We start from the raw sequence: 22798 nt of genomic DNA on the forward strand, positions 1-22798 counted from the left end.
AGCTTGCTCCACCGCTTTCGGGGATAACCGGCAAACCATTCTCGAGCCGCATGGACAAGTGCCAGCTCTCGCCTCAAGCAATTCATTACAAAGCATTTTTTGTTGCAAACCGGTGATCTGCGCAAAAGCTGACCAGCTACCCAGAAAGCCCGCAGGCACAGGGCCTGGAGAACCCGCTGCAGAGCTTCCTCACAGAGTTATCCACAGATTTGCTGAATAACCAGACGTGGCGTTCGGTCGCATGCATAAGCGCAGGCAGCTGTGCCAGTCTCTACTGACCTGACCGGGTTATCAGAAACTGGAGGAATCAAGATGTTGCGTAACGCTGCTCTAATCGCTCTGCTCGGCCTGGCCAGCACCCCGCTCCTGGCTGCCGAATGCGCAGTGGATGTCGAGTCGACCGACCAGATGACCTTCAACACCCAGGCCATCTCCGTCAGCAAGAGCTGCAAGACCTTCACCGTCAACCTCAAGCACACAGGCAGCCTGCCCAAGACCGCCATGGGCCACAACTGGGTGCTGAGCAAGACTGCCGACATGCCCGGCATCGCCACCGACGGCATTCCCGCCGGCCCAGACGCCAGCTACCTCAAGGCCGGTGACGAGCGCGTCATCGCTCATACCGACCTGATCGGCGGTGGCGAGAGCACCTCGGTGACCTTCGATGTCAGCAAACTGGCCGCTGGCGAGGACTACAGCTTCTTCTGCTCCTTCCCCGGCCACTACTCGCTGATGAAAGGCAGCCTGACCCTGGCCGACTGAGTCACCCCAAGGGCCTCAGGCGAGGCCCTTCATCCCGCCTATCCCAGCGGCAGCACCGTGACCTGCACTTCCGGGTCGTGGCTGCCGCCTCCCAGAATCACTCCACGCAGCGGCGACACATCGGAGAAATCCCGGCCCCAGGCCAGGGTGATGTGCTCCAGCGCCGGGCGCACGTTGTTGGTCGGGTCGAAATCCACCCAGCCCTGCCGCGGACAGTACAGCGATACCCAGGCATGCGACGCGTCGGCGCCGATCAGCCGCGGCTGGCCGGGCGGCGGCTGGGTCAGCAGGTAGCCGCTGACGTAGCGCGCCGCCAGACCGCGCGAACGCAGGCAGGCCAACATCAGGTGGGCGAAGTCCTGGCAGACGCCGCGCTTTTCCTCCAGCACCTGCAGCAAGGGTGTGGCCACCTGGGTGGCGCCGGCATCGAAGCTGAACTCCTCGAAGATCTTCTGCATCAGCGCCTGACCGGCCTGCAACAGGGGACGGCCCGGCGTGAAACAGTCATCGGCGTACTCGGCGAAGACCTGCTTGAGGCGCACGTAGGGCGATTCGAAGCGGTAGCGCGCCGCCTCCAGCAGGGCCGGCGCCATGGGCCGGCCGCCATAGCTGAGCGCCGCGCAGGCCGCCTCCCAGCTCGGCGAATCATCCAGATCCAGCGGCGCGCGCGCCAGCACCTCGACGCGCAAGCGCGCGCTGACGCTGAGCTGCTCGTGCGGGCGCTCGAACACCAGGCGCGTCAGCGGGTTGCCGAACACGTCCAGGCCGTCGCGGCGCTGGCAGGGCTGCGGGTCGATGCGCAGCTCCTGCTCGTGACAGCGCTGCCAAGGGCATTCGCGCGGCCACAGGTGCGCCAGCTGCTGCGCCAGGGAAACCGGCGCCGAGTAGCGGTAGTGAGTATCGTGGAGAACCTGATACAGCGCGCTGCTCATGAGGATTGCGTCCGCTGGCTGACATCGACATGGGCGAAGAAACGCAGCCCGAGGTGATCGGAAACCGCACCTGCGGCTTCACTGATGGCCACCAGCAGGTCGGCCAGGCCTTCGAGCACCGCGCGGGTACTGCCGGGGCCGAACAGCGGGTTCTCCAGGCTGGCCAGGCTGAAGGCGCTCAACTGTTGTTCCAGATAGACCAGGTAGCGCTCGGCCGGTAGCTCGAAGCGCTCGTTGAGCCCCTCCAGCGAGCGCAGCAGGGTGCGCATCTGGAAGATCACCGCATGCGGGTTCTGCTCGTCCAGCAGCAGCAGGTCCAGCACCGGGATCAACTGCGCCGAGGCCAGGTAACGGGTGCGGTAGGTGATGCTGCTGTTGCCCAGCTCCAGCAGCCACTCCAGCGCCGACTGGTCGGTGGCCGAGCCGCTGCGCAGGAAGCCGGCGAAGCTGTCGCAGAGAAACTGCAGGCGCTCGATATAGCGGCCGAGCATGAGAAAGCGCCAGCCGTCGTCGCGGGTCATGTCGTCGAGGGCAAAACCCGACAGCGCCGCCAGCGACATCAGCAGGCGGTTGAGAAAGTCCAGCAGTTCGCCGAAGTCGGCCGGCTGGCCTTCAAGCAGTTGCGCCTCGCGCTGCAACTCCACCAGCGCCTGCCAGTTGGCCTGGGACAGCTTGCCGCGCACGCTACCGGCCGACCATTGCAGGCGCTGCAGATTGGCGCGCAGGCTGGCCGGCCAGTCGCTGCCCAGTAGTGCCTGCAGCAGGCGCGCCTCCAGCTCGCCTTCATCCGCGCCGGCCAGCAGCCCCAGCTCCTGCGCCAGTGCCAGGGCACTCTGCAGCGCCTGCGGGTCGTCGTCATCGTCGACGTAGCGCGCCAGCATGATGCGCAGCAGGCGCGCACCGTCTTCGCAGCGCTCGGCGTACCGACCGAACCAGTACAGGTTCTCCACCACCCGCGAAGGCAGGAAGGGGTCGCTGCGTACCAGATCGGCGCTGCCCAGGGTGCGCTGCGTCTGCCACGGCTCGCCCGCGCTCTGCCGGGTGCCGAGCACCCAGGTGTCCTTGCTCGCGCCGCCGCGCTGCATCGACACCACCTCGGCATCGGCCTCGCCGGCCACGCGGGTCAGGCCGCCGGGCATCACCCGGTAGCCATCGGCGCTGGCCACGGCGAACACACGCATGCCGATGGCGCGTGGCTGCAGGCCGCTGCCGTCCCACACCGGCGCCTGCGACAGCTTGGCCCGCGCCTGCGCCACGTAGGCGTAGGGGCGCTGCCTGAGGCGTGCGGCCAGCTTGGCGCGCTGCGCCTCGTCCAGATCACGGCCAAACACCGGGGCGAAGCTTTGCGAGGGAAAGGCCGGGCGCACCAGCAGTTCGTCGAGCTTATCCAGCGCCTCGTCCAGCACCGGCGGCTCGCCGCACCACCAGCTGGCGATGGACGGCAGCAGCAGCTCCTCACCCAGCAGGTGCTCGCTGATGGCAGGCAGGAAACCGGGCAGGCCGGGCGATTCCAGCACGCCGCTGCCCAGGGCATTGGCCACCAGCACGCGACCACGGCGCACCGCCTCGAGCAGGCCGGGCACGCCAAGGGCGGAATCGGTGCGCAGCTCCAGCGGGTCGCAGTAGTCGTCGTCGAGGCGGCGCAGCACCGCGTGCACGCGGCGCAGGCCGGCCAGGGTCTTGAGGTAGAGGGTGGCGTCGCGCACGGTCAGGTCGCTGCCCTCGACCAGCGGGTAGCCGAGCTGGCGCGCCAGGTACAGGTGCTCGAAATAGCTTTCGTTGAAGCGCCCCGGCGTCAGCAGCACCACCAGCGGCGTCTCGCCGCCACTGGGGGCCTGGCGCGCCAGAGTGTCCTGCAGGGTACGGAAGAAACTGGCCAGGTACTGCACGCGCAGGTCGCGGTACAGCTCGGGGAAGGCGCGCGAGACGATCTGCCGGTTCTCCAGCGCATAGCCGGCGCCGGAGGGCGCCTGAGTACGGTCGGCGGTAACCCACCAGCGCCCGTCCGGCGCGCGGGCCAGGTCCACGGCATACAGGTGCAGCCAGGTACCGCCCGGCGCCTGCATGCCCTGGCACGGCCAGAGGAAGTTGTTGTGGCCGAACACCAGCTCGGTGGGCAGCAGGCCTTCGGCGATCAGCTTCTGCGGGCCATACAGATCGGCCAGCACGCGGTTGAGCAGGGTCGCGCGCTGCGCCACGCCGGCGGCGATCTGCTGCCACTCGTCAGCCGGGATCAGGTTGGGCAGCAGGTCCAGTTCCCACGGGCGGTCGGCGCCATCCGGGTCGGCGTAAACGTTATAGGTGACGCCGTTTTCCTGAATCTGCCGCGCCAGCATGGCCTCGCGCTGCGCCAGGTGCTCCGGGCGGCTGCGCGCCAGCTGCTCGTACAGGCGGCGCCAGTGCGGACGCACGTTGCCCTTGGCGTCGAGCAGTTCGTGGTAGGCGCCGTTGGGCGGCGGGTAATCGGCTAGCAGGTCGTGCATGGCAGGCTCAAAAGGTTTGACGCAGGACGTTCCCAGTAGGAGCCCGCTTGCGGGCGATCCGACGCGACAATCGAAGCATCGCCGGCAAGCCGGCTCCTACGGGGCGCTGGATCAACTACGACGCAGATCCAGGGTCATCGGCAGTTCATTATTGTCTATCGGCTGCATGACGGGGCGCTTGCCCGGGCTGTGGCCCAGGCGGAAGAAGCGCGCCAGGCGCCGGCTCTCGGCCTCGTAGGCGTTGACCGGCAGGCTGTCGTAGTTGCGCCCGCCCGGATGCGCCACGTGGTACTGGCAACCGCCCAGCGAGCGCTGCATCCAGGTATCGACGAGGTCGAACACCAGCGGCGCGTGCACGCCGATGGTCGGCTGCAGACAGCTGGCCGGCTGCCAGGCACGGAAGCGCACGCCGCCGACGAACTCGCCGACCTTGCCGGTCGGTCGCAGCGGCACCGGCACGCCGTTGCAGGTCAGCACGTAGCGATCCGGCGCCATGCCGTTCACCTTCACCTGCATACGCTCCAGCGACGAGTCGACGTAACGCACAGTACCGCCGATGGCGCCCTCCTCGCCCAGCACGTGCCAGGGTTCCAGGGCCTGGCGCAGCTCCAGGTCGATGCCCTTGACCGCGAAGTCGCCGGCCTTGGGAAAACGGAACTCCAGGTGCGGGGCGAACCACTCGGCGCGCAGCGGATAGCCGAAGGCCGACAGCTCCTGCAGCACATCGGCGAAGTCCTGCTCGACGAAGTGCGGCAGGAGGAAGCGATCGTGCAGCTCGGTGCCCCAGCGCACCAGCCTGGCCGGGCGGTAGGGTTCCTGCCAGAACCGCGCGATCAGCGCGCGCAGCAGCAGTTGCTGAGCCAGGCTCATCTGCGCGTGCGGCGGCATCTCGAAGGCGCGCAGTTCGAGCAGGCCGAGGCGACCGCTGGCCGAGTCCGGCGAGTACAGCTTGTCGATGCAGAACTCGGCGCGGTGAGTGTTGCCGGTGACGTCCACCAGCAGGTTGCGCAGCAATCGGTCGACCAGCCAGGGCGGGCAGTCGCGGCCCGGCTCGGGCATCTGCGCGAAGGCGATTTCCAGCTCGTACAGGGCGTCGTTACGCGCCTCGTCCACGCGTGGCGCCTGCGAGGTCGGGCCGATAAACAGGCCGCTGAACAGGTAGGACAGCGACGGGTGGTTGTGCCAGTAGCTGATCAGACTGCGCAGCAGGTCGGGGCGGCGCAGGAAAGGCGAGTCGCCCGGTGTCGCACCGCCGAGGACGAAATGGTTGCCGCCGCCGGTGCCGGTGTGACGCCCGTCGATCATGAATTTCTCGCTGGACAGGCGCGACTGACGCGCCGCCTCGTAGAGGAATTCGCAGCGCTCGACCAGCTCGTCCCAGCTGGCGGCCGGGTGGATGTTCATCTCGATCACGCCGGGGTCGGGGGTGACGCGAAAGTGCAGCAGGCGCGGGTCCAGCGGTGGCTCGTAGCCTTCCAGCAGCACCGGGCAGTTCAGCTCGGCAGCCACGGCCTCGATGGCCGCGACCAGCTCCAGGTAGTCCTCCAGATGCGCCAGCGGCGGCATGAACAGGTACAAGCGGCCCTCGCGCGGCTCGGCGCACAGCGCGGTGCGCACGATGCCGGCAGCCGACTGCCCGCAGGCCGGACGCACGCTTTGCGGGCCGGCACTGGCGCCGCGCCAGACGCCGCGCAACTGGCGCTGGATCTGCGCCGGGCTGGGCAACGGCGGCAACGCCTGACTGGGATCGAGCGGATTGATGTAGGGGTAGTCGGCCTGGCTCACCCAGGGCAGCGAATCCAGCGGCAGACGGTAGCCCAGCGGCGAGTCGCCTGGCAGCAGGCGGCAATGCTCGTCGCGCAGGAACCAGCGCCCGCTCTGCCAGCCCTCGCCCACCACCTGGCGCGCCAGCGGCAGGACGTGGCCGACCACGGCGTCGAGGCCCTGATCGAACACCTTGCGCAGGCGCTCGCGCTCCAGCGGGTCGCTCAGACGCGGGTCGTCCGGGGTGACGTTGTCCGGCAGCTTGCGCTCGCGCCACAGGTAGTAGAACCAGTCCTCATAGGCCGGGAAGACGTTGCCGGCGTCCACATCCAGACGCGCCGCCAGCGCGGCGAGAAAACGCGCGGCGGTGTCGGCGCTGGCACCGTAGCCGCGCTTCTCGTCGGCTAGCAGCTTGGGGTCATGCCACAGCGGCTCGCCGTCGCGGCGCCAGAAGCAGTTCAGCGACCAGCGCGGCAACTGCTCGCCCGGGTACCACTTGCCCTGACCGAAATGCACCAGCGCATTGGGGGCGTAGTGCTCGCGCAGGCGATGGAACAGGTCGGCGGCCAGGCGGCGCTTGTTCGGCCCCAGCGCGGCGGTATTCCACTCGTCGTCATCGGGATAGTCGAGGGCGACGAAGGTCGGCTCGCCGCCCATGGTCAGGCGCACGTCGTGCTTGCTCAGGTCATCGTCGATGCGTCGCCCCAGCGCCTGGATCGCCTGCCACTGCGCCTCGCTGTAGGGCTTGGTGACGCGCGGCGCCTCCCACACGCGCTCCACGCTCATCAGGTGCTCGAACGTCACCTCGCACTCGTCCAGCCCGCCGGTGATCGGCGCCGCTGAAGACGGCTCCGGGCTGCAGGCCAAGGGGATATGGCCTTCACCGGCGAACAGGCCGCTGGTCGGGTCGAGGCCGATCCAGCCGGCGCCGGGCAGATACACCTCGCACCAGGCGTGCAGGTCGGTGAAGTCCTTGTCGGTGCCGCTGGGGCCGTCGAGGGATTTGACGTCAGCAGTGAGCTGGATCAGGTAGCCGGAAACGAAGCGCGCCGCCAGTCCCAGATGACGCAGCAGCTGCACCAGCAGCCAGGCCGAATCGCGGCAGGAACCGGAGGCCAGCTGCAGCGACTGCTCCGGCGTCTGCACGCCCGGCTCCATGCGGATCAGGTAGCGGATGTCGGCCGACAGGCGCTGGTTCAGCTCCACCAGGAAATCGACGCTGGGCCTGGGCGTGCGCTCGATGCCGGCCAGGTACTCGGCGAACAGCGGCGTGGCCGGCAGCTTGACCAGGTACGGCGCCAGCTCGCGCTGCTCGCCCTCGGTGTAGGCGAAGGGAATGCGCTCGGCATAGGGTTCGAGGAAGAAATCGAAGGGGTTGAACACCGCCATCTCGGCGACCAGGTCCACCTCGACCTTGAATTCGCGGGTCTTCTCGGGAAACACCAGGCGCGCCAGGTAGTTGCCCTGCGGGTCCTGTTGCCAGTTGATGAAGTGCTGGCCCGGCTCCACCTTCAGGGCGTAGGAGAGGATGCGCGTGCGGCTGTGCGGTGCCGGGCGCAGGCGCACGACCTGCGGCCCGAGGTTGACCGCGCGGTCGTAGCGGTAGTGGGTGACGTGATGCAGCGCGACATGAATCGACACGGCGGCCTCCTGCTAGCCTGGACGATACCCTGTGCCGCGCAAGACTTATGCCAGAGACAACCCGCTGGTTCTCCAGCGTGCCGCGCCCGGCAGGCCCCTTATCGGGGCACAGCCCGCACCAGGGTCAAATGGACGCACAACTATAGAGCAGGCGCCAGCGACCCTGATGACTATATGCGTGCGGACTTCAACATTCGCCGTCGAGACTGGCGATCCAGCGATCGATCACCTCCAGGCCTTCGCGGTGGGAGGTGGAGCGGCCCAGTTCGGGCATCATGATGCTGGGGTCGGTGCTGTGCAGACGGAAGCTCAGCACCGACTTTTCCGGCGCGCCGGGGTGAATGTCCACCAGGCGGTCGCCGGAGCCCTTGCCCGCGGCCACCGGCTGCTTGCAGAGCCCATAGGCGATGCCAAGGGGCGTAGCCGGGTCGAGATACAGCCCGGAGGTGCGCCCAGGCCCCTCAGGGTTGTGACAGTGCGAGCAGTTGGCGTCCAGATAGCTGCGCGCCTGATGTTCCAGGCCCTCCCCTTCACGCGGTGCGCCCCACAGTGCATTGCGCGGTACCCCGGCCAGGTCGGCCGGCACGCCCTGCAGCAGCCCGTCGGCCTGCCAGCGCTGCAGCTGATTGACCGTGCCATCGGCATAGGCGTAATCCTTGTTCAGGTGCCGCGCCTTCGGCCCCAGCGGCTGCACGCCCTTGCCCGCCTGCTGTTCATGGCAACCGGCGCACTGGTTGGCGTCCGGCACCTGATAGTCCACCGCCAGTACCTCGCCAGTCGCATCCTGCAGCTGCAGGTCGAAACTGGTGCCGGCCCAGTCCAGGGTGGCGTCGCCCTGGGCCTCGTCCCAGACGTAGGGCAAGGCCACCCAGCCCTGCTCCTGGCGCAGCAGGATACGCGTCTCCAGCAGCCGTACCCGATCGAGCTGCAGCGCCTCGACGCCGTGCTGCTCGCTGCGCAGCAGCCGGCCCTGGGCATCGCGCGGGTAGTAGAAGGTCTTGCTCAGCACGGTGCCGACGGGGTAGTCGAATTGCGCCTCGGCGTATTGCGCACTGCGGCCCGCGGGCAGCCAGACGGTGCGCAGCTTGTGCGCGTAGTCGGTGAACAGTGGCGTGTTGAGGTCGTAGGGCAGCACGCCGGCGGCCGGCTGCAGCTGGCCGCCGCGTTGCTGCAATACACCCCAGGCGCTGAGCTTGTCGGGATAGTCCTCGCCACTGGGCAGGTACAGGGGCGCGCGCTGCTGCTCGCAGGCGCCGAGCAACAGGGTGGCGAGCAACAGCCAGCCGGCTCTCATGCCTCCTCACCCGCCTCGGCCAGCGCCGCCTGCAGTTCGACCGCGGGCAGGCGCGGCAACTCGCAGCGATGCGGCGTCATGTCGGTGCTGATGTTCTTGTAGCCGCCGGGACCGTCGACGTTGACGATGCCGGCCTCGCCATTGTCGATGCAGATCGCCAGTTCGGCCGGCAGCCTGCCATCCACCAGCTTGTCCGGGTTGACGTAGCCATCCCAGAGGATGTCGGGCAGGCGGCCGTTGAGCCCGAACTTGGCCAGTTTCAGCGCCTTCAGTTCGAGGTTGTCGGGGCTGTCGCCACCCGGGCCGAAACGGTTGCCATGGATATGAATGGCCTCCGGGTAGGGATCGAAATCCGCCTCGGTGGAGAGATCGGTGTAGCCGGTACTGAAGTAACTGCTGACGATGACGTTGGCGGTGCGGTGCTCGCCGATGTCGTTGTCGAAGATCTCCACCTTGTCGTTGGAGTTGATCACCACGCCGGAGCCGGCCGGGATGCTCGCCACCGGCGTGCCCTTGTGCCCGAAGTTCTTGTGGTTGTTGCCCTCGACCCTGTTGCGGTAGACCCGCGTGGTGTGCCCCGGCTGCGGCAGGTTGGGCATGTTGAACACCAGGATGCCGCCGGTATTGCCGGTGGCGACGTTGTCGTAGACGTCGGCACCGATGGTGTTCTCGATCTCGATGCCGGCGACGTTGCGCTCGGCACGGCTGTTGCGCACCACCACGTTGCGCGACTGACCGACGTAGATACCGGCGTCCGAGGCGCCTATGGCCACCACGCCATCGACCAGCACGTTCTCGGTCTGCACCGGGTAGATGCCGTAGGCACCGTTCTCGGTGGCCGGACCGTTGGTCCACTCGGTGCGCACGCGGCGGATGATGATGTTCCTGCCGCCGACCACCTTGAGCGCATCGCCCTTGGTGTCCTCCAGCGCCAGGTCCTCGATGGTGAAGTCGGACGCGTCCACCAGCAGGCCTTCGGCACCGGACTTCTGGCCCTTGAAGTTGAGGATGGTCTTGTCCATCCCGGCGCCCTTGAGGGTCACCCCGCTGACCTTGAGGCTGAGACTGCGGTCGAGCTGCCAGGTCCCGGCAGGAATTTCGATCACCTCACCGGGCTTGGCCTTGATCAGCTGGGTCTGCAGCTGTTTCTGAAAATCGAGGTTGGCGACGGGCGGCGCTTCGGAATCCCCGCATGCGGTCAGCAGCAGGGGCAGCGCGAGCAGAGAGAGGACGGCGGTGCGCATGGCGGGCTCCAGTATTCTTGTTTAATTGGCACCTTAGTACCAATTAAGACAAAAACCAAGAGCTGCCCGAATCGACCGCCAGACAAGAAAACGCCAGCACTAGGCTGGCGTTCTCCTTCAGCGCGGCGCGACCGGCCTGGGCTTCTTCTTCCCGCCGCCCGGCTTGCCGCCCTTCTTCTGCTCCTGCAGCTTGGCGAAAGCCGCCGCCTTGGCCTGCTCGCGCTTGTCCCAGGGTTTGCCCCCATCGCTGGCACGCGGTGGCAGGCCGTTGTGCTGGGTCAGCACCTTGCCCACCTTCTTGCTGCCGGCCGGCGTCGAGTTCTTGCGCCGAGCGCTCTGATACTCGTCGGTCTGCGGCTGGTAGGTGGGAATCAGATGGTGCTTGCCATTGCCGATCAGATCACTGCGGCCCATGCGCTCCAGCGCCTCACGCAGCATTGGCCAGCCTTTCGGGTCGTGATAACGCAGGAAGGCCTTGTGCAGGCGGCGCTGCTGCTCGCTCTTGACGATGGTCACGCCATCGCTCTTGTAAGTGACCTTGCGCAGCGGGTTCTTGCCCGAGTGATACATGGCCGTGGCGGTGGCCATCGGCGAGGGGTAGAAGGCCTGCACCTGGTCGGCGCGGAAACCGTTGCGCTTGAGCCACAGGGCGAGGTTCATCATGTCCTCGTCGGTGGTGCCCGGGTGCGCGGCGATGAAGTACGGGATCAGGTACTGCTCCTTGCCCGCCTCCTTCGAGTACTTCTCGAACATCTGCTTGAAGCGGTCGTAGCTGCCGATGCCCGGCTTCATCATCTTGTCCAACGGGCCACGCTCGGTGTGCTCCGGCGCGATCTTGAGATAACCGCCGACGTGGTGGGTAACCAGTTCCTTGACGTACTCCGGCGACTCCACCGCCAGGTCATAGCGCAGACCGGAAGCGATCAGGATCTTCTTCACCCCTGGCAGCGCACGCGCCTTGCGGTACAGCTCGATCAGGGAGGAGTGATCGGTATTGAGGTTCTCGCAGATACCGGGGAACACGCACGACGGCTTGCGGCAGTGTTTCTCGATCTCCGGGTCCTTGCAGGCGATGCGGTACATGTTGGCGGTCGGCCCGCCGAGGTCGGAGACCACGCCGGTGAAGCCCGGCACCTTGTCGCGCATTTCCTCGATCTCGCGGATGATCGACTCGTGCGAACGGTTCTGGATGATGCGGCCCTCGTGCTCGGTGATCGAGCAGAAGGTGCAGCCGCCGAAGCAGCCACGCATGATGTTCACCGAGAAACGGATCATCTCGTAGGCCGGGATCTTCTCCTTGCCATACGCCGGGTGCGGCACGCGCGCGTAGGGCATGCCGAACACGTAGTCCATTTCCTCGGTGGTCATGGGAATGGGTGGCGGGTTGAACCACACGTCCACCTCGCCATGCTTCTGCACCAGCGCGCGGGCGTTGCCCGGGTTGGTTTCCAGGTGCAGCACGCGGTTGGCGTGGGCGTAGAGCACCGGGTCGTTGCGCACCTTTTCGAACGACGGCAGACGGATCACCGTCTTGTCGCGGGTCATGCGCGGGCTTTCGAGAATCTGCACCACCTTGGCTTCGTTGGGGTCTTCGACCGGCCCCTTGGCCTGCTCGATGGCGCAGGCTTCCATGTCCTGGGTGTTGACGTAGGGGTTGATGATCTTGTCGACGCGGCCGGGGCGGTCGATACGGGTCGAGTCGACCTCGAACCAGCCCTCGGGAGTGTCGCGGCGAATGAACGCGGTGCCGCGTACATCGGTGATGGCTTCGACCTTCTCGCCCCGCGACAGACGCTGGGCGATTTCCACCACGGCGCGCTCGGCGTTGCCGTAGAGCAGGATGTCGGCGGTGGCGTCCATCAGGATCGAACGGCGCACCTTGTCCTGCCAGTAGTCGTAGTGGGCGATACGGCGCAGGGAGGCCTCGATGCCGCCGAGGATTACCGGCACGTGGGTATAGGCCTCCTTGCAGCGCTGGCTGTAGACCAGGCTGGCGCGGTCGGGGCGCTTGCCGGCCAGACCGCCGGGAGTGTAGGCGTCGTCGGAACGGATCTTCTTGTCCGCGGTGTAGCGGTTGATCATCGAGTCCATGTTGCCGGCCGCCACGCCGAAGAACAGGTTCGGCTCGCCGAGCTTCATGAAGTCGTCTTTGCTGCGCCAGTCCGGCTGGGCAATGATGCCGACCCGGAAGCCCTGAGCCTCGAGCAGGCGACCGATGATGGCCATGCCGAACGAGGGGTGATCGACGTAGGCATCACCGGTAACGATGATGATGTCGCAGCTGTCCCAGCCGAGCTGATCCATCTCTTCCCGACTCATCGGCAGGAAGGGCGCAGGCCCGAAACACTCGGCCCAGTACTTGGGATAGTCGAACAGCGGCTTGGCGGCTTGCATATTTTTTGATCAACGGGCTTTCTCGAGGGGCGCGGATAGTAGCATAAAAAGTGATCAACTCGCGCCAGCCAAAATCCCCGCCTTTGTGATCACATAGCTAGCAAATAGCTATACTGCCGCCGATAAGCCAATCTAGGCCGCTACCAGACGGCTTGATACAAGGGGTGAGCAGGTGGGGCGTTCTCTTTGTAAGGGACTGATGGTCTTGTTCCTGACCTGCTGCTGCAGTTGGGTCTTTGCCGCCTCCATAACACTGCGTGCAGACAGCAGCGGTATGCTGCTGAACGACAGCGTAGAGCTTCTGGAAGACGTAGGCGGCAGGCTGCAAATCGGCGACATGGCCGACCCTGCTGTGCAGGCTCTCTTCAAGCCGGCCGAAGGCCGCGCCACCGTTGGCCAGAGCCGTCACCCCTGGTGGATCAAGGTCACCCTGCAACGCGGCAGCGATGCGCCCGCGCAGTGGTGGCTGGAGAATGCAGGGATCACGATTTATCGCCTGCATCTCTACCTCCCTGATGGGCAGGGTGGCTGGGTAGAGCGCCCAACCGGCACCGCGGTGCCCTATGCACAAGGTCGCGACCATCCGTACCGGCGCATGCTGTTCAAGCTGCCGGAGCTGACCGAGCAACCACTGACGCTCTACTTCCGCAGCCTTGACCCGGCGGGCAATTCATTTCCGCTCAAGGTTTGGCAACTTGCCGATCTGCAACAGCTGGCAAGCCACGAGAATCTGGGCTACGGCCTGATCTATGGCGTCATCTTTGCGCTGTTGCTGTACAACCTGTTCATCCTGATCGCACTGCGCGACAAAGCCTACCTGTGGTACGTCCTAGCCACCGGCAGCGTGCTGGTGTTCATCCTCAGCATGACCGGCCACGGCTTTCAGTACCTCTGGCCCGGCAGTCCAGTACCTTTCTGGCTGGATCGCATTACCCTGCCATCGCTGTGGGGGATCTTCGTCATGCGCTTCACCCAGGAGCTGCTGTTCACCCGGCACGGCCTGATCTGGCCACATCGCCTGCTCAACGCCGGCTGCATCCTGTACGTGATCGCCATCGTCATCAACGCCCTAGGCCATCGCGCCGAAGGCGCCATGATCATTGCACTGACGCCTATCGTTACCGTCCCTTCTGCACTGTTCAGCGCCATTGTTCGCGTGCGCCAGGGCTTCTTCCCGGCCCGCTTCTACCTGCTCGGCTACGGCGCGGTACTCGCCAGTACGCTGGTTCTGGTAATGCGGGCTGCTGGCCTGATCGAACCGAACAACTTCACCGCCTACCTATTCCCTATCTCGGTCGCGGCAGAAACCATTCTGTTTTCGTTCGCCCTCGCCTATCGAATTCAAATGCTCAAACAGGAAAAGGCGGAAGCCTTGCTCCAGGCTGATCGAGAGAAAACGGCACGTCTTGCCCAGATTCAGGCCAGCGCCGACGAACTGCAGGCAGCGGTCAACTTACGCACCGCCGAACTGGCGGCCGCGAACGAGCGCCTGTGCCAGCGCGAACGCGAGCTGGAGCATGCGGCCTTCAATGACCCGCTTACCGAGCTGCCCAACCGGCGCTATCTGGTCGAGCGCTGCGAATCGGCCCTGGCGCATGCCGAACGCCACGGCGAGAGCGTGGCGCTGCTGCTGATCGATCTGGATCATTTCAAACCGATCAACGACCGCTTTGGCCACGCCGCTGGCGACATGATGCTGCAGGTGATCGCCAAGCGCCTGCGCGAGCACGTGCGCGCTGGCGATGCGGTTGCGCGCCTGGGCGGCGACGAGTTCGCCGCCCTGATTGGCGGCAGCGATGCCGAAACCCAGGCCCGCGAGATCGCCGCGCGCCTGCTGGCCGAGCTGTCCGAACCGGTGCACTACGGCGCCGAGCGCCTGCGCGTGACCATCAGCATCGGTGCAGCGCTCTATCCGCGCCATGCCAAAAACTTCACCGGGCTGTACAAGGCCGCCGATCAGGCGCTGTACCGGGTCAAGGAGCTGGGGCGCTCCGGCTCACGCGTGCACGGCGAAGACGGCGAGCTGAGCGAGCAGGCCTGCCTGCAGCTCGATGTACTGAAGGTACCCAGCGGGCTGGCGTGATCCCCGCCGGGCCAACGCGGCGCTAGCCGATATAGCGCCGCGGCACGCGCGCGGTGACCTTGGTCAGCAGCTCGTAGCCGATGGTGCCGCTGGCATGCGCCACCTCGTCCACCGGCAGTTGCGCGCCCCACAGCTCCACCGACGAATCGATACCCACCTCGGGCAGATCGGTGATATCCACCGTCAGCATGTCCATCGATACTCTGCCGGCCAACGGCGCGCGCTGCCCGTCGACCAGCACCGGCGTGCCGCTGGGTGCGTGGCGCGGATAGCCGTCGGCATAGCCGCAACTGACCGTGGCGATACGCGAGGGCCGCTCGGCTACCCAGGCCGCGCCGTAACCGACACTTTCTCCGACCGCCACCTCGCGCACGGCGATCACCCGCGCCGCCAGGGTCATGGCCGGCTTCAGGCCAAGCTCGCGCGCACTGAAGTCGGCGAAAGGCGTGGCGCCGTAGAGCATGATGCCGGGGCGCAGCCAGTCCATGTGGGCGGCCGGAATGGTCAGCACCGCAGCCGAGTTGGCCAGCGAGCGATGATTGAAATCCAGATCCAGCAGATCGAGAAAGCGTTCGACCTGTAGTTCCGTGAGCGGATGACCGCGCTCGTCGGCGCAGGCGAAGTGGCTGAGCAGATTGAGCTCGGCCACCTGCTCGGCCATCTCGAGCCGTGCATGCCACTGGCGCAGACTGGCCGCGTCGAAACCCAGGCGATGCATGCCGGAGTCCAGCTTGAGCCAGACGTTGAGCGGGCGCGCCGGCTCACTGGCGAGCAACGCGTCTGCCTGCGCCGCGCTCTGCACCACCAGATCCAGGCCAAGCTGCGCGGCGATGGCGTACTCGCTGGCCTCGAAGCAACCCTCGAGCAGCAGGATGCGCGCTTCGCCGTGCATGGCGCGCACCTCGGCGGCTTCCTCCAGGCTGGCCACGGCAAAGCCGTCGGCTACCTCGTGCAACGCGGTGACCACCTCGCGTACGCCATGCCCGTAGGCATTGGCCTTGACCACTGCGAACGCCTGGCGCCCCGGCGCGCAGCGCTTGGCCACGGCGTAGTTGTGGGCGATGGCGGAGAGATCGACGATGGCGGCAAGCGGACGCATGAGGGAAGCCTGAACGAAAAACGGGCGCCCATCTTAACCGCTGGGCGCCCGTTTTCATTGAGCAGGATCAGCTGCCGTTATTCGTCCTCGAACTGATAGCTGCCCGGCGCCAGGTTCTCGAAACGCGAATACTTGCCGAGGAAGGCCAGACGCACGGTGCCGATGGGGCCGTTACGCTGCTTGCCGATGATGATCTCGGCCACGCCCTTGTACTCGGTCTCCGGGTGATAGACCTCGTCGCGGTAGACGAACATGATGATGTCGGCGTCCTGCTCGATCGCTCCGGATTCACGCAGGTCCGAGTTCACCGGGCGCTTGTTGGGGCGCTGCTCCAGCGAGCGGTTGAGCTGCGACAGCGCGATGACCGGGCAGTTGAATTCCTTGGCCAGGGCCTTGAGCGAGCGCGAGATCTCGGAAATCTCGTTGACCCGGCTGTCGCCGCTGGAGCCGGGAATCTGCATCAGCTGCAGGTAGTCGACCATGATCAGGCCGATCTCGCCATGCTCGCGCGCCAGGCGCCGCGTACGCGCGCGCATCTCGCTCGGCGAGATGCCCGCGGTATCGTCGATAAACAGCTTGCGGTCGTTGAGCAGGTTGACCGCGCTGGTCAGACGCGGCCAGTCGTCGTCGTCGAGCTGACCGGCACGCACCTTGGTCTGGTCGATGCGCCCCAGGGACGCCAGCATACGAATCACGATGGATTCCGAGGGCATTTCCAGCGAGTAGACGAGGATCGCCTTGTCGCTGCGCATCAGGGCGTTTTCCACCAGGTTCATGGCGAAGGTGGTCTTACCCATCGACGGACGACCGGCGACGATCACCAGATCGGCCGGCTGCAGGCCGCTGGTCTTGCCATCCAGATCATCGAAGCCGGTGGACAGACCGGTGATCGCGTCACCGTTGTTGAACAGCTGGTCGATACGGTCGATGGCCTTGACCAGGATGTCGTTGATGCCCACCGGGCCGCCTGTCTTGGGGCGCGCCTCGGCGATCTCGAAAATCTTGCGCTCGGCCTCGTCGAGGATTTCCTCGCCGGTACGGCCTTCCGGCGCATAGGCGCTGTCGGCGATCTCGTTGCTGATGCCGATCAGCTGGCGCAGCGTGGCGCGCTCGCGAATGATCTGCGCATAGGCCTTGATGTTGGCTACCGACGGCGTGTTCTTGGCCAGCTCGCCCAGATAGGCCAGGCCGCCGACCTGCGAAAGCTGCCCTTCCTTGTCCAGCTGTTCGGACAGGGTGACGACGTCGAACGGCGCGTTGCGTTCGGCCAGCTTGTAGATGGCGCGAAAGATCAGGCGATGGTCATGGCGATAAAAATCGCCATCGGATACGGCGTCGAGCACGCGTTCCCAGGCGTTGTTGTCCAGCATCAGGCCACCCAGCACCGCCTGCTCCGCCTCGATGGAGTGCGGCGGCACTTTCAGGGCAGCGGTCTGCAGGTCGTATTGCTCGGGGATGCTGATGTCGTTCATAGGCTCGGGGAATTATTACTGCAGTAGAAAAAACAACGGGCACGGATCGCCGAAGCGATGCCGTGCCCGATTGTCAGCAGACCCGCACCTGAGCGCAAGTCCGCTTGGCGGCTGCGAGTTAGGCAGCGACCACGATCACCTTGACGGTGGCTTCGACGTCGGTGTGCAGGTGCAGTGCAACGTCGTACTCGCCGACCTGACGGATAGTACCGTTGGGCAGACGAACTTCGGCCTTGGCCACTTCAACGCCGGAGGCGGTCAGGGCGTCAGCGATGTCGTGGGTACCGATCGAACCGAACAGCTTGCCTTCATCGCCAGCGGTGGCGGTGATGGTGACTTCCAGCTCAGCCAGTTGGGCAGCGCGAGCTTCGGCGGAAGCTTTCTTCTCGGCAGCCAGTTTTTCCAGCTCGGCGCGGCGGGCTTCGAACGCAGCTACGTTTTCAGCGGTAGCAGCGGTGGCCTTGCCCTGCGGCAGCAGGAAGTTACGGCCGTAACCGGCCTTGACGTTCACTTTGTCGCCCAGGTTGCCCAGATTGGCGATTTTTTCCAGCAGGATGACTTCCATTTGGGTCTTACCTCTTAACTTTTAACCTTCACCGTTCGCAGAGCCCGGGCCGTTCTTGCGCGCCAGGCGACCGCGAAAATCAAACAGACTGTCGACGATGGCCAGGACCACCAGTAGCGGATAGATCAGCTGCATGAACAGCAGGAGCGTGATGTACATGCCCACCAGCCAGAAGCGAGCGAGCCCTCCCTTTTCCACCAGGCCGTGCACCAGGGCGATCCCGGCGAACAGCAAAGGCACACTGCACAGCGGCGTGAGCATGGCCAACTGCGGCCCCAGATTGGGGCCTAGCATCATGCCCGCCAGCAGCAACAAGGCCTGCGGCAGCGACAGTCTCAGGGCGCGAAACTCGCGACCGAAACCGCCTGGGTTGTACAACACGGCCTGCCAGTAACGCCCAAGAATCAGGCTCAGCAAGCTCAGGATCTGCAGCAAGGCCGCCAGCAATCCGGTCAGCACCGGTGCGATCAGGGCCTCGAGACGCTCGCGTTCACCCACCGACAACTGCTGGTGAGCCCCATCGAACATGGTCGGCAAGAGCTTCTGCAGCTCGCCGGCCATGGCCGCGATGGGTTCGCGGAACACCGCCCCGAGGACCACTCCATACACCAGGCCCAGCGCCACACTGCACAGCAGTATGCGGTTCCAGGTCCAACTGGCGCGCAACAACAACGCCAGGCTCAGCGCACCGACCAGCACCAGCAGGGTGCGCGGTTCGCCGAAGTACCACCAGGCTATCGCCGGCAGCATGGCCCAGGCCAGGATGCCCATGGCATCGCTGGCTCCGCGCCGCAACAGCACCAGGCTGCCGGCGGCGGCACTCAACCAGAACAACAGCGGCATCGCTGCCGATCCCACCACCACGAGGGTGGCCTGCATACGGCCGCGCATGATGTATTCAGCCAGGGCGCGCATGCGATCTATTCCTTAACGCTTGTCGACTATCCGATCTCAGCGGCCGTGGCTGTCGGTGTAGGGCAGCAGGGCCAGGAAGCGGGCGCGCTTGATAGCGGTGGCCAGCTGACGCTGATAACGAGCCTTGGTACCGGTGATACGGCTGGGAACGATCTTGCCGGTTTCCGAGATGTAGGCTTTCAGGGTGTTGAGATCTTTGAAATCGATCTCTTTCACGTCTTCAGCGGTGAAGCGGCAGAATTTACGACGACGGAAGAAACGTGCCATGTGATTGGCTCCTCAATAGATCCGTGGATTACTCGTCAGCGTTGTCGCTGTCGTTGCTGTCGCTGTCATCGCCGTCGTTGGACTCGGCGTTTTCAGGACGTTCACGACGCTCGCGGCGCTCACTGCGGTTTTCTTCGGCCTTCAGCATCTCGGACTGGCCAGTGACGGCCTCGTCGCGACGGATGACCAGGTTACGGATCACGGCGTCGTTGTAGCGGAAGTTGTCTTCCAGCTCGGCCAGGGCCTTGCCGGTGCACTCTACGTTGAGCATCACGTAGTGGGCTTTGTGGACGTTGTTGATGGCGTAAGCCAGCTGACGACGGCCCCAGTCTTCCAGGCGGTGAATCTTGCCACCGTCTTCTTCGATCAGCTTGGTGTAACGCTCGACCATGCCGCCGACTTGCTCGCTCTGGTCCGGGTGAACCAGGAAGATGATTTCGTAATGACGCATAAATGCTCCTTACGGGTTGTAGCCTGCCAACTAAGGTGGTCAGGCAAGGAGTGGGTTTTTCTCGTGATGAGCTTGCCGGGCGGTAGGCGCAAAAAGGCCTGCCGTTACGGCAAGGGGCGCCATTCTAGAGAAGCCCCCTGCCGCACGCAAGGCGAATTGGCGATTATTTGAGCAGTCAGCCCTTGCCCCTGGCCTGACGCTGACGCACCGCCTCGAACAGGCAGACGCCGGTGGCGACCGAGACGTTGAGGCTGCTGACGCTGCCGCCCATGGGCAGCTTGACCAGGTAATCGCAATGCTCGCGGGTCAGGCGACGCATGCCCTTGCCCTCCGCGCCCATGACCAGCACCGTCGGGCCGGTCATGTCGAGCTGGTACAGCTCCTGCTCGGCCTCACCAGCGGTGCCGACCACCCACAGGCCCTTCTTCTGCAGCTTTTCCAGGGTGCGTGCCAGGTTGGTCACCGCCACCAGCGGAATCACCTCCGCCGCGCCGCACGCCACCTTGCGTACGGTGGCGTTGAGGGTGGCGGATTTGTCCTTGGGCACGATGACCGCCTGCGCCCCCGCGGCATCGGCAGTGCGCAGACAGGCGCCGAGGTTGTGCGGATCGGTCACGCCGTCCAGCACCAGCAGCAGGGGTACGCCCTCGCTGCGCTCGAGCAGCTCGTCGAGCATGTTCTCACCCCAGACCTGGCTCGGGCTGACCTCGGCGACCACGCCCTGGTGCACGCCCTCGGCCCATTCGTCCAGCTCCTGGCGTTCCTTGTGCCCGACCGGCACGCGGTGCTGCGCCGCCAGCTCCAGCATCGGCTGGATACGCGGCGCCTGACGGCTCTCGGCCAGCCACAGCTGCTTGACCCGCTTGGGATGGTGGCGCAGCAACGCCTCCACGGCATGCACACCGTAGACCTTTTCCAACTGACTCATCGTTTCGCCTTACGCTTGCTCGGCTTGCTACCGCTTGTCTCGGCCTTGGCCTTGGGCGCAGGCGCGCCCTTGCGATGGCTGGACGTTTTCTTCGCCGGCGCCTTGCCGCCGCTCTTCTTGGCGCTGTCGAGCAGGGCCTTCTTCACCTCACGGCTTTTCTGCACGTCGGTATTGCCCATGCCGCTCGGCTTGCCGCCACGGCGCGCATCATCGCCCTTGTCGGTCTTGCCCTGGCTCAGTTCGAAGTCGATCTTGCGCTCGTCCAGATCGACGCGCATCACCTTGACCTCGACGCTGTCGCCAAGGCGGAAGCTGCGGCCGCTGCGCTCGCCGGACAGGCGATGATGGACCGGATCGAAGTGGTAGTAATCGGCCGGCAGCGCGGTGACATGCACCAGGCCCTCGACGTAGATGTCGCGCAGCTCGACGAAGATGCCGAAGCCGGTCACTGCGGTGATCACACCGGCGAAGGTCTCGCCGACGCGATCCTGCATGAACTCGCACTTGAGCCAGTTGACCACGTCGCGCGTCGCTTCGTCGGCGCGGCGCTCGGTCATCGAGCATTGCTCGCCGAGTTTTTCCAGGGTCGCCTCGTCGTACGGATAGATGCGCGCCTTGGGCATGCTCGCCGCGCCAGCGCGCTCCACGTGCTTGGTTTCACGCTTGGAGCGGATCACGCTGCGAATGGCGCGGTGCACCAGCAGGTCGGGGTAGCGACGGATCGGCGAGGTGAAGTGGGTATAGGCCTCGTAGTTGAGACCGAAGTGGCCCTCGTTCTGCGCGCTGTATACCGCCTGGCTCAGCGAGCGCAGCATCACGGTCTGGATCAGGTGGAAATCCGGGCGTTCGCGGATGCTTTCCAGCAGGCGCTGGTAATCCTTGGGCGTCGGACCGTCCTTGGACTTGCCACGCTGCAGCGACAGCCCCAGCTCACCGAGGAAGGCCTTGAGCTTCTCCAGACGCTCCGGCGGCGGACCATCATGCACGCGATACAGCGACGGAATGTCGTGATCCTGCATGAAGCGCGCGGTGGCGACGTTGGCCGCCAGCATGCATTCCTCGATCAGCTTGTGCGCATCGTTGCGCTGGGTCGGGCGGATCTCGTCGATCTTGCGATCGGTGCCGAAGATGATGCGCGTCTCCTGCGTCTCGAAGTCGATGGCGCCACGCTCGTGACGAGCGGCCACCAGCACCTGGTAAAGCGCATAGAGCTGGTTGAGGTGCGGCAGAACCTCCTTGTACTCGCTGCGCAGGGACTTGCCCTCGCTGCTCTTGGGATCTTCCAGCATCAGGCTGACCTTGTTGTAGGTCAGGCGCGCGTGGGAATGGATCACCGCCTCGTAGAACTTGTAGTCGACCATCTGGCCGCTCTTGGACATGGTCATTTCACAGACCATGGCCAGCCGATCGACGTGCGGGTTGAGCGAGCACAGACCGTTGGACAACTCCTCCGGCAGCATCGGCACGACGCGCTCGGGGAAGTACACCGAGTTGCCGCGTTCGGTGGCTTCGGCATCCAGGGCGGAGCCGGCCTTGACGTAGTGCGACACGTCGGCGATGGCCACGTAGAGTTTCCAGCCACCGGAGAACAGCTTCCAGCGACTGCTGTTCTTCTCGCAGTACACGGCGTCGTCGAAGTCGCGAGCGTCCTCGCCATCGATGGTGACGAAAGGCAGGTGCCGCAGGTCGATGCGCTTCTCCTTGTCCTTCTCCTCCACCTCGGGCTTGAGCTTGCGCGCCTCCTTGATCACCGCCTCGGGCCAGACATGCGGAATGTCGTAGCTGCGCAGCGCCACGTCGATCTCCATGCCCGGCGCCATGTAGTTGCCGATCACCTCGACGATGTCGCCCTGCGGCTGGAAGCGCTGGGTCGGCCAGTGGGTGATCTTGATCTCGACGAACTGGCCGATGCGCGCGCCGGCGGTGCGTCCCGGCGTGACCAGCACTTCCTGCTGGATCTTCGGGTTGTCGGCCACCACGAAGCCGATACCGCTTTCCTCGTAGTAGCGGCCGACGATGCTCTCGTGGGCACGGCTGATCACTTCGACGATGCCGCCTTCACGGCGGCCGCGACGGTCGAGACCGGCCACACGCACCAGGGCGCGGTCGCCATCGAATACCAGGCGCATCTGCGCCGGGCTGAGGAACAGATCGTCGCTGCCGTCATCCGGCACGAGGAAGCCGAAGCCGTCGCGGTGACCGCTGATGCGACCGCAGATCAGGTCGAGCTTGTCCACCGGCGCGTAGGTGCCGCGGCGGGTATAGATCAGTTGGCCATCGCGCTCCATGGCGCGCAGACGGCGGCGCAGCGCCTCGAGCTGGTCCTCGGTGTCGAGGCCGAATTCCTCGACCAGCTGCTCGCGGCTGGCGGGCGAACCCCGTTCGGCCAGGTGGGCCAGAATCAGTTCGCGGCTAGGGATGGGGTTGTCGTATTTTTCCGCCTCGCGGGCGGCCTCGGGATCGAGGGATTGCCAATCGGCCATGTAAAAGGGATTACCTATGCT

General features: G+C 65.5%; 16 protein-coding genes. 2 read left to right on the forward strand and 14 right to left on the reverse strand.

Going from position 1 to position 22798, the window contains the following annotated elements:
- Positions 1–312 precede the first annotated feature (312 nt).
- Complete coding sequence (azu, locus tag N7333_RS10940; protein ID WP_003246859.1) at positions 313–762, forward strand: azurin; 450 nt, start codon at positions 313–315, stop codon at positions 760–762.
- Positions 763–800: 38 nt separating this feature from the next.
- Here the strand turns inward: azu and N7333_RS10945 are convergent, their stop codons facing one another.
- The 6 genes from N7333_RS10945 to N7333_RS10970 form a co-directional block, all read right to left on the reverse strand.
- Positions 801–1694: a transglutaminase family protein gene (locus N7333_RS10945; protein ID WP_129482792.1), complete on the reverse strand. Its 894-nt coding sequence runs from the start codon at positions 1692–1694 to the stop codon at positions 801–803.
- Positions 1691–4177 carry a circularly permuted type 2 ATP-grasp protein gene (locus tag N7333_RS10950; protein ID WP_129482791.1) on the reverse strand — a complete coding sequence of 829 codons (2487 nt, stop codon included), beginning with the start codon at positions 4175–4177 and terminating at the stop codon, positions 1691–1693. Before N7333_RS10950 ends, N7333_RS10945 begins: the two co-directional genes overlap by 4 nt.
- Before the next feature lie 111 nt (positions 4178–4288).
- A complete protein-coding gene (locus N7333_RS10955) occupies positions 4289–7582 on the reverse strand; it encodes a transglutaminase family protein (protein ID WP_129482790.1) in 3294 nt (1097 codons plus the stop codon).
- A 187-nt stretch (positions 7583–7769) separates the two neighbouring features.
- Entirely contained in the window at positions 7770–8876 is a 1107-nt protein-coding gene (locus N7333_RS10960; RefSeq protein ID WP_129482789.1) for an SO2930 family diheme c-type cytochrome, read from the reverse strand.
- Positions 8873–10120 (reverse strand): parallel beta-helix domain-containing protein, encoded by a 1248-nt coding sequence (locus N7333_RS10965; RefSeq protein ID WP_011920849.1) that lies wholly within the window; start codon positions 10118–10120, stop codon positions 8873–8875. Before N7333_RS10965 ends, N7333_RS10960 begins: the two co-directional genes overlap by 4 nt.
- Before the next feature lie 117 nt (positions 10121–10237).
- Positions 10238–12514: a YgiQ family radical SAM protein gene (locus tag N7333_RS10970; RefSeq protein WP_003246853.1), complete on the reverse strand. Its 2277-nt coding sequence runs from the start codon at positions 12512–12514 to the stop codon at positions 10238–10240.
- A 199-nt stretch (positions 12515–12713) separates the two neighbouring features.
- Between N7333_RS10970 and N7333_RS10975 the strand changes: the two genes are divergently transcribed.
- Positions 12714–14597 (forward strand): diguanylate cyclase, encoded by a 1884-nt coding sequence (locus N7333_RS10975; RefSeq protein ID WP_129482788.1) that lies wholly within the window; start codon positions 12714–12716, stop codon positions 14595–14597.
- A 22-nt stretch (positions 14598–14619) separates the two neighbouring features.
- Here the strand turns inward: N7333_RS10975 and alr are convergent, their stop codons facing one another.
- The 8 genes from alr to rnr form a co-directional block, all read right to left on the reverse strand.
- Positions 14620–15696, reverse strand: a complete 1077-nt coding sequence (gene alr / locus N7333_RS10980; RefSeq protein ID WP_129482787.1) for an alanine racemase — start codon at positions 15694–15696, stop codon at positions 14620–14622.
- Between the two features lie 77 nt (positions 15697–15773).
- Entirely contained in the window at positions 15774–17168 is a 1395-nt protein-coding gene (gene dnaB / locus N7333_RS10985; RefSeq protein ID WP_003246850.1) for a replicative DNA helicase, read from the reverse strand.
- Between the two features lie 118 nt (positions 17169–17286).
- Positions 17287–17733 (reverse strand): 50S ribosomal protein L9, encoded by a 447-nt coding sequence (gene rplI, locus N7333_RS10990; protein ID WP_003246849.1) that lies wholly within the window; start codon positions 17731–17733, stop codon positions 17287–17289.
- A 21-nt stretch (positions 17734–17754) separates the two neighbouring features.
- A complete protein-coding gene (locus tag N7333_RS10995) occupies positions 17755–18648 on the reverse strand; it encodes a hypothetical protein (RefSeq protein WP_003246848.1) in 894 nt (297 codons plus the stop codon).
- Between the two features lie 36 nt (positions 18649–18684).
- Positions 18685–18915 (reverse strand): 30S ribosomal protein S18, encoded by a 231-nt coding sequence (gene rpsR / locus N7333_RS11000; protein WP_003246847.1) that lies wholly within the window; start codon positions 18913–18915, stop codon positions 18685–18687.
- Positions 18916–18943: 28 nt separating this feature from the next.
- Positions 18944–19366, reverse strand: coding sequence for a 30S ribosomal protein S6 (gene rpsF / locus N7333_RS11005; RefSeq protein ID WP_003246846.1), 423 nt, complete (start codon positions 19364–19366; stop codon positions 18944–18946).
- Between the two features lie 175 nt (positions 19367–19541).
- On the reverse strand, positions 19542–20294 hold the full coding sequence (rlmB, locus tag N7333_RS11010) for a 23S rRNA (guanosine(2251)-2'-O)-methyltransferase RlmB (RefSeq protein WP_129484218.1): 753 nt from the start codon (positions 20292–20294) through the stop codon (positions 19542–19544).
- Positions 20291–22777, reverse strand: coding sequence for a ribonuclease R (gene rnr / locus N7333_RS11015; RefSeq protein ID WP_011920844.1), 2487 nt, complete (start codon positions 22775–22777; stop codon positions 20291–20293). The genes rlmB and rnr overlap by 4 nt, the downstream gene beginning before the upstream one ends.
- Between the last annotated feature and the right edge of the window lie 21 nt (positions 22778–22798).

Source organism: Pseudomonas sp. GD04158 (genome assembly GCF_029834875.1).
GTDB classification, from domain to species: Bacteria; Pseudomonadota; Gammaproteobacteria; order Pseudomonadales; family Pseudomonadaceae; genus Aquipseudomonas; species Aquipseudomonas hydrolytica.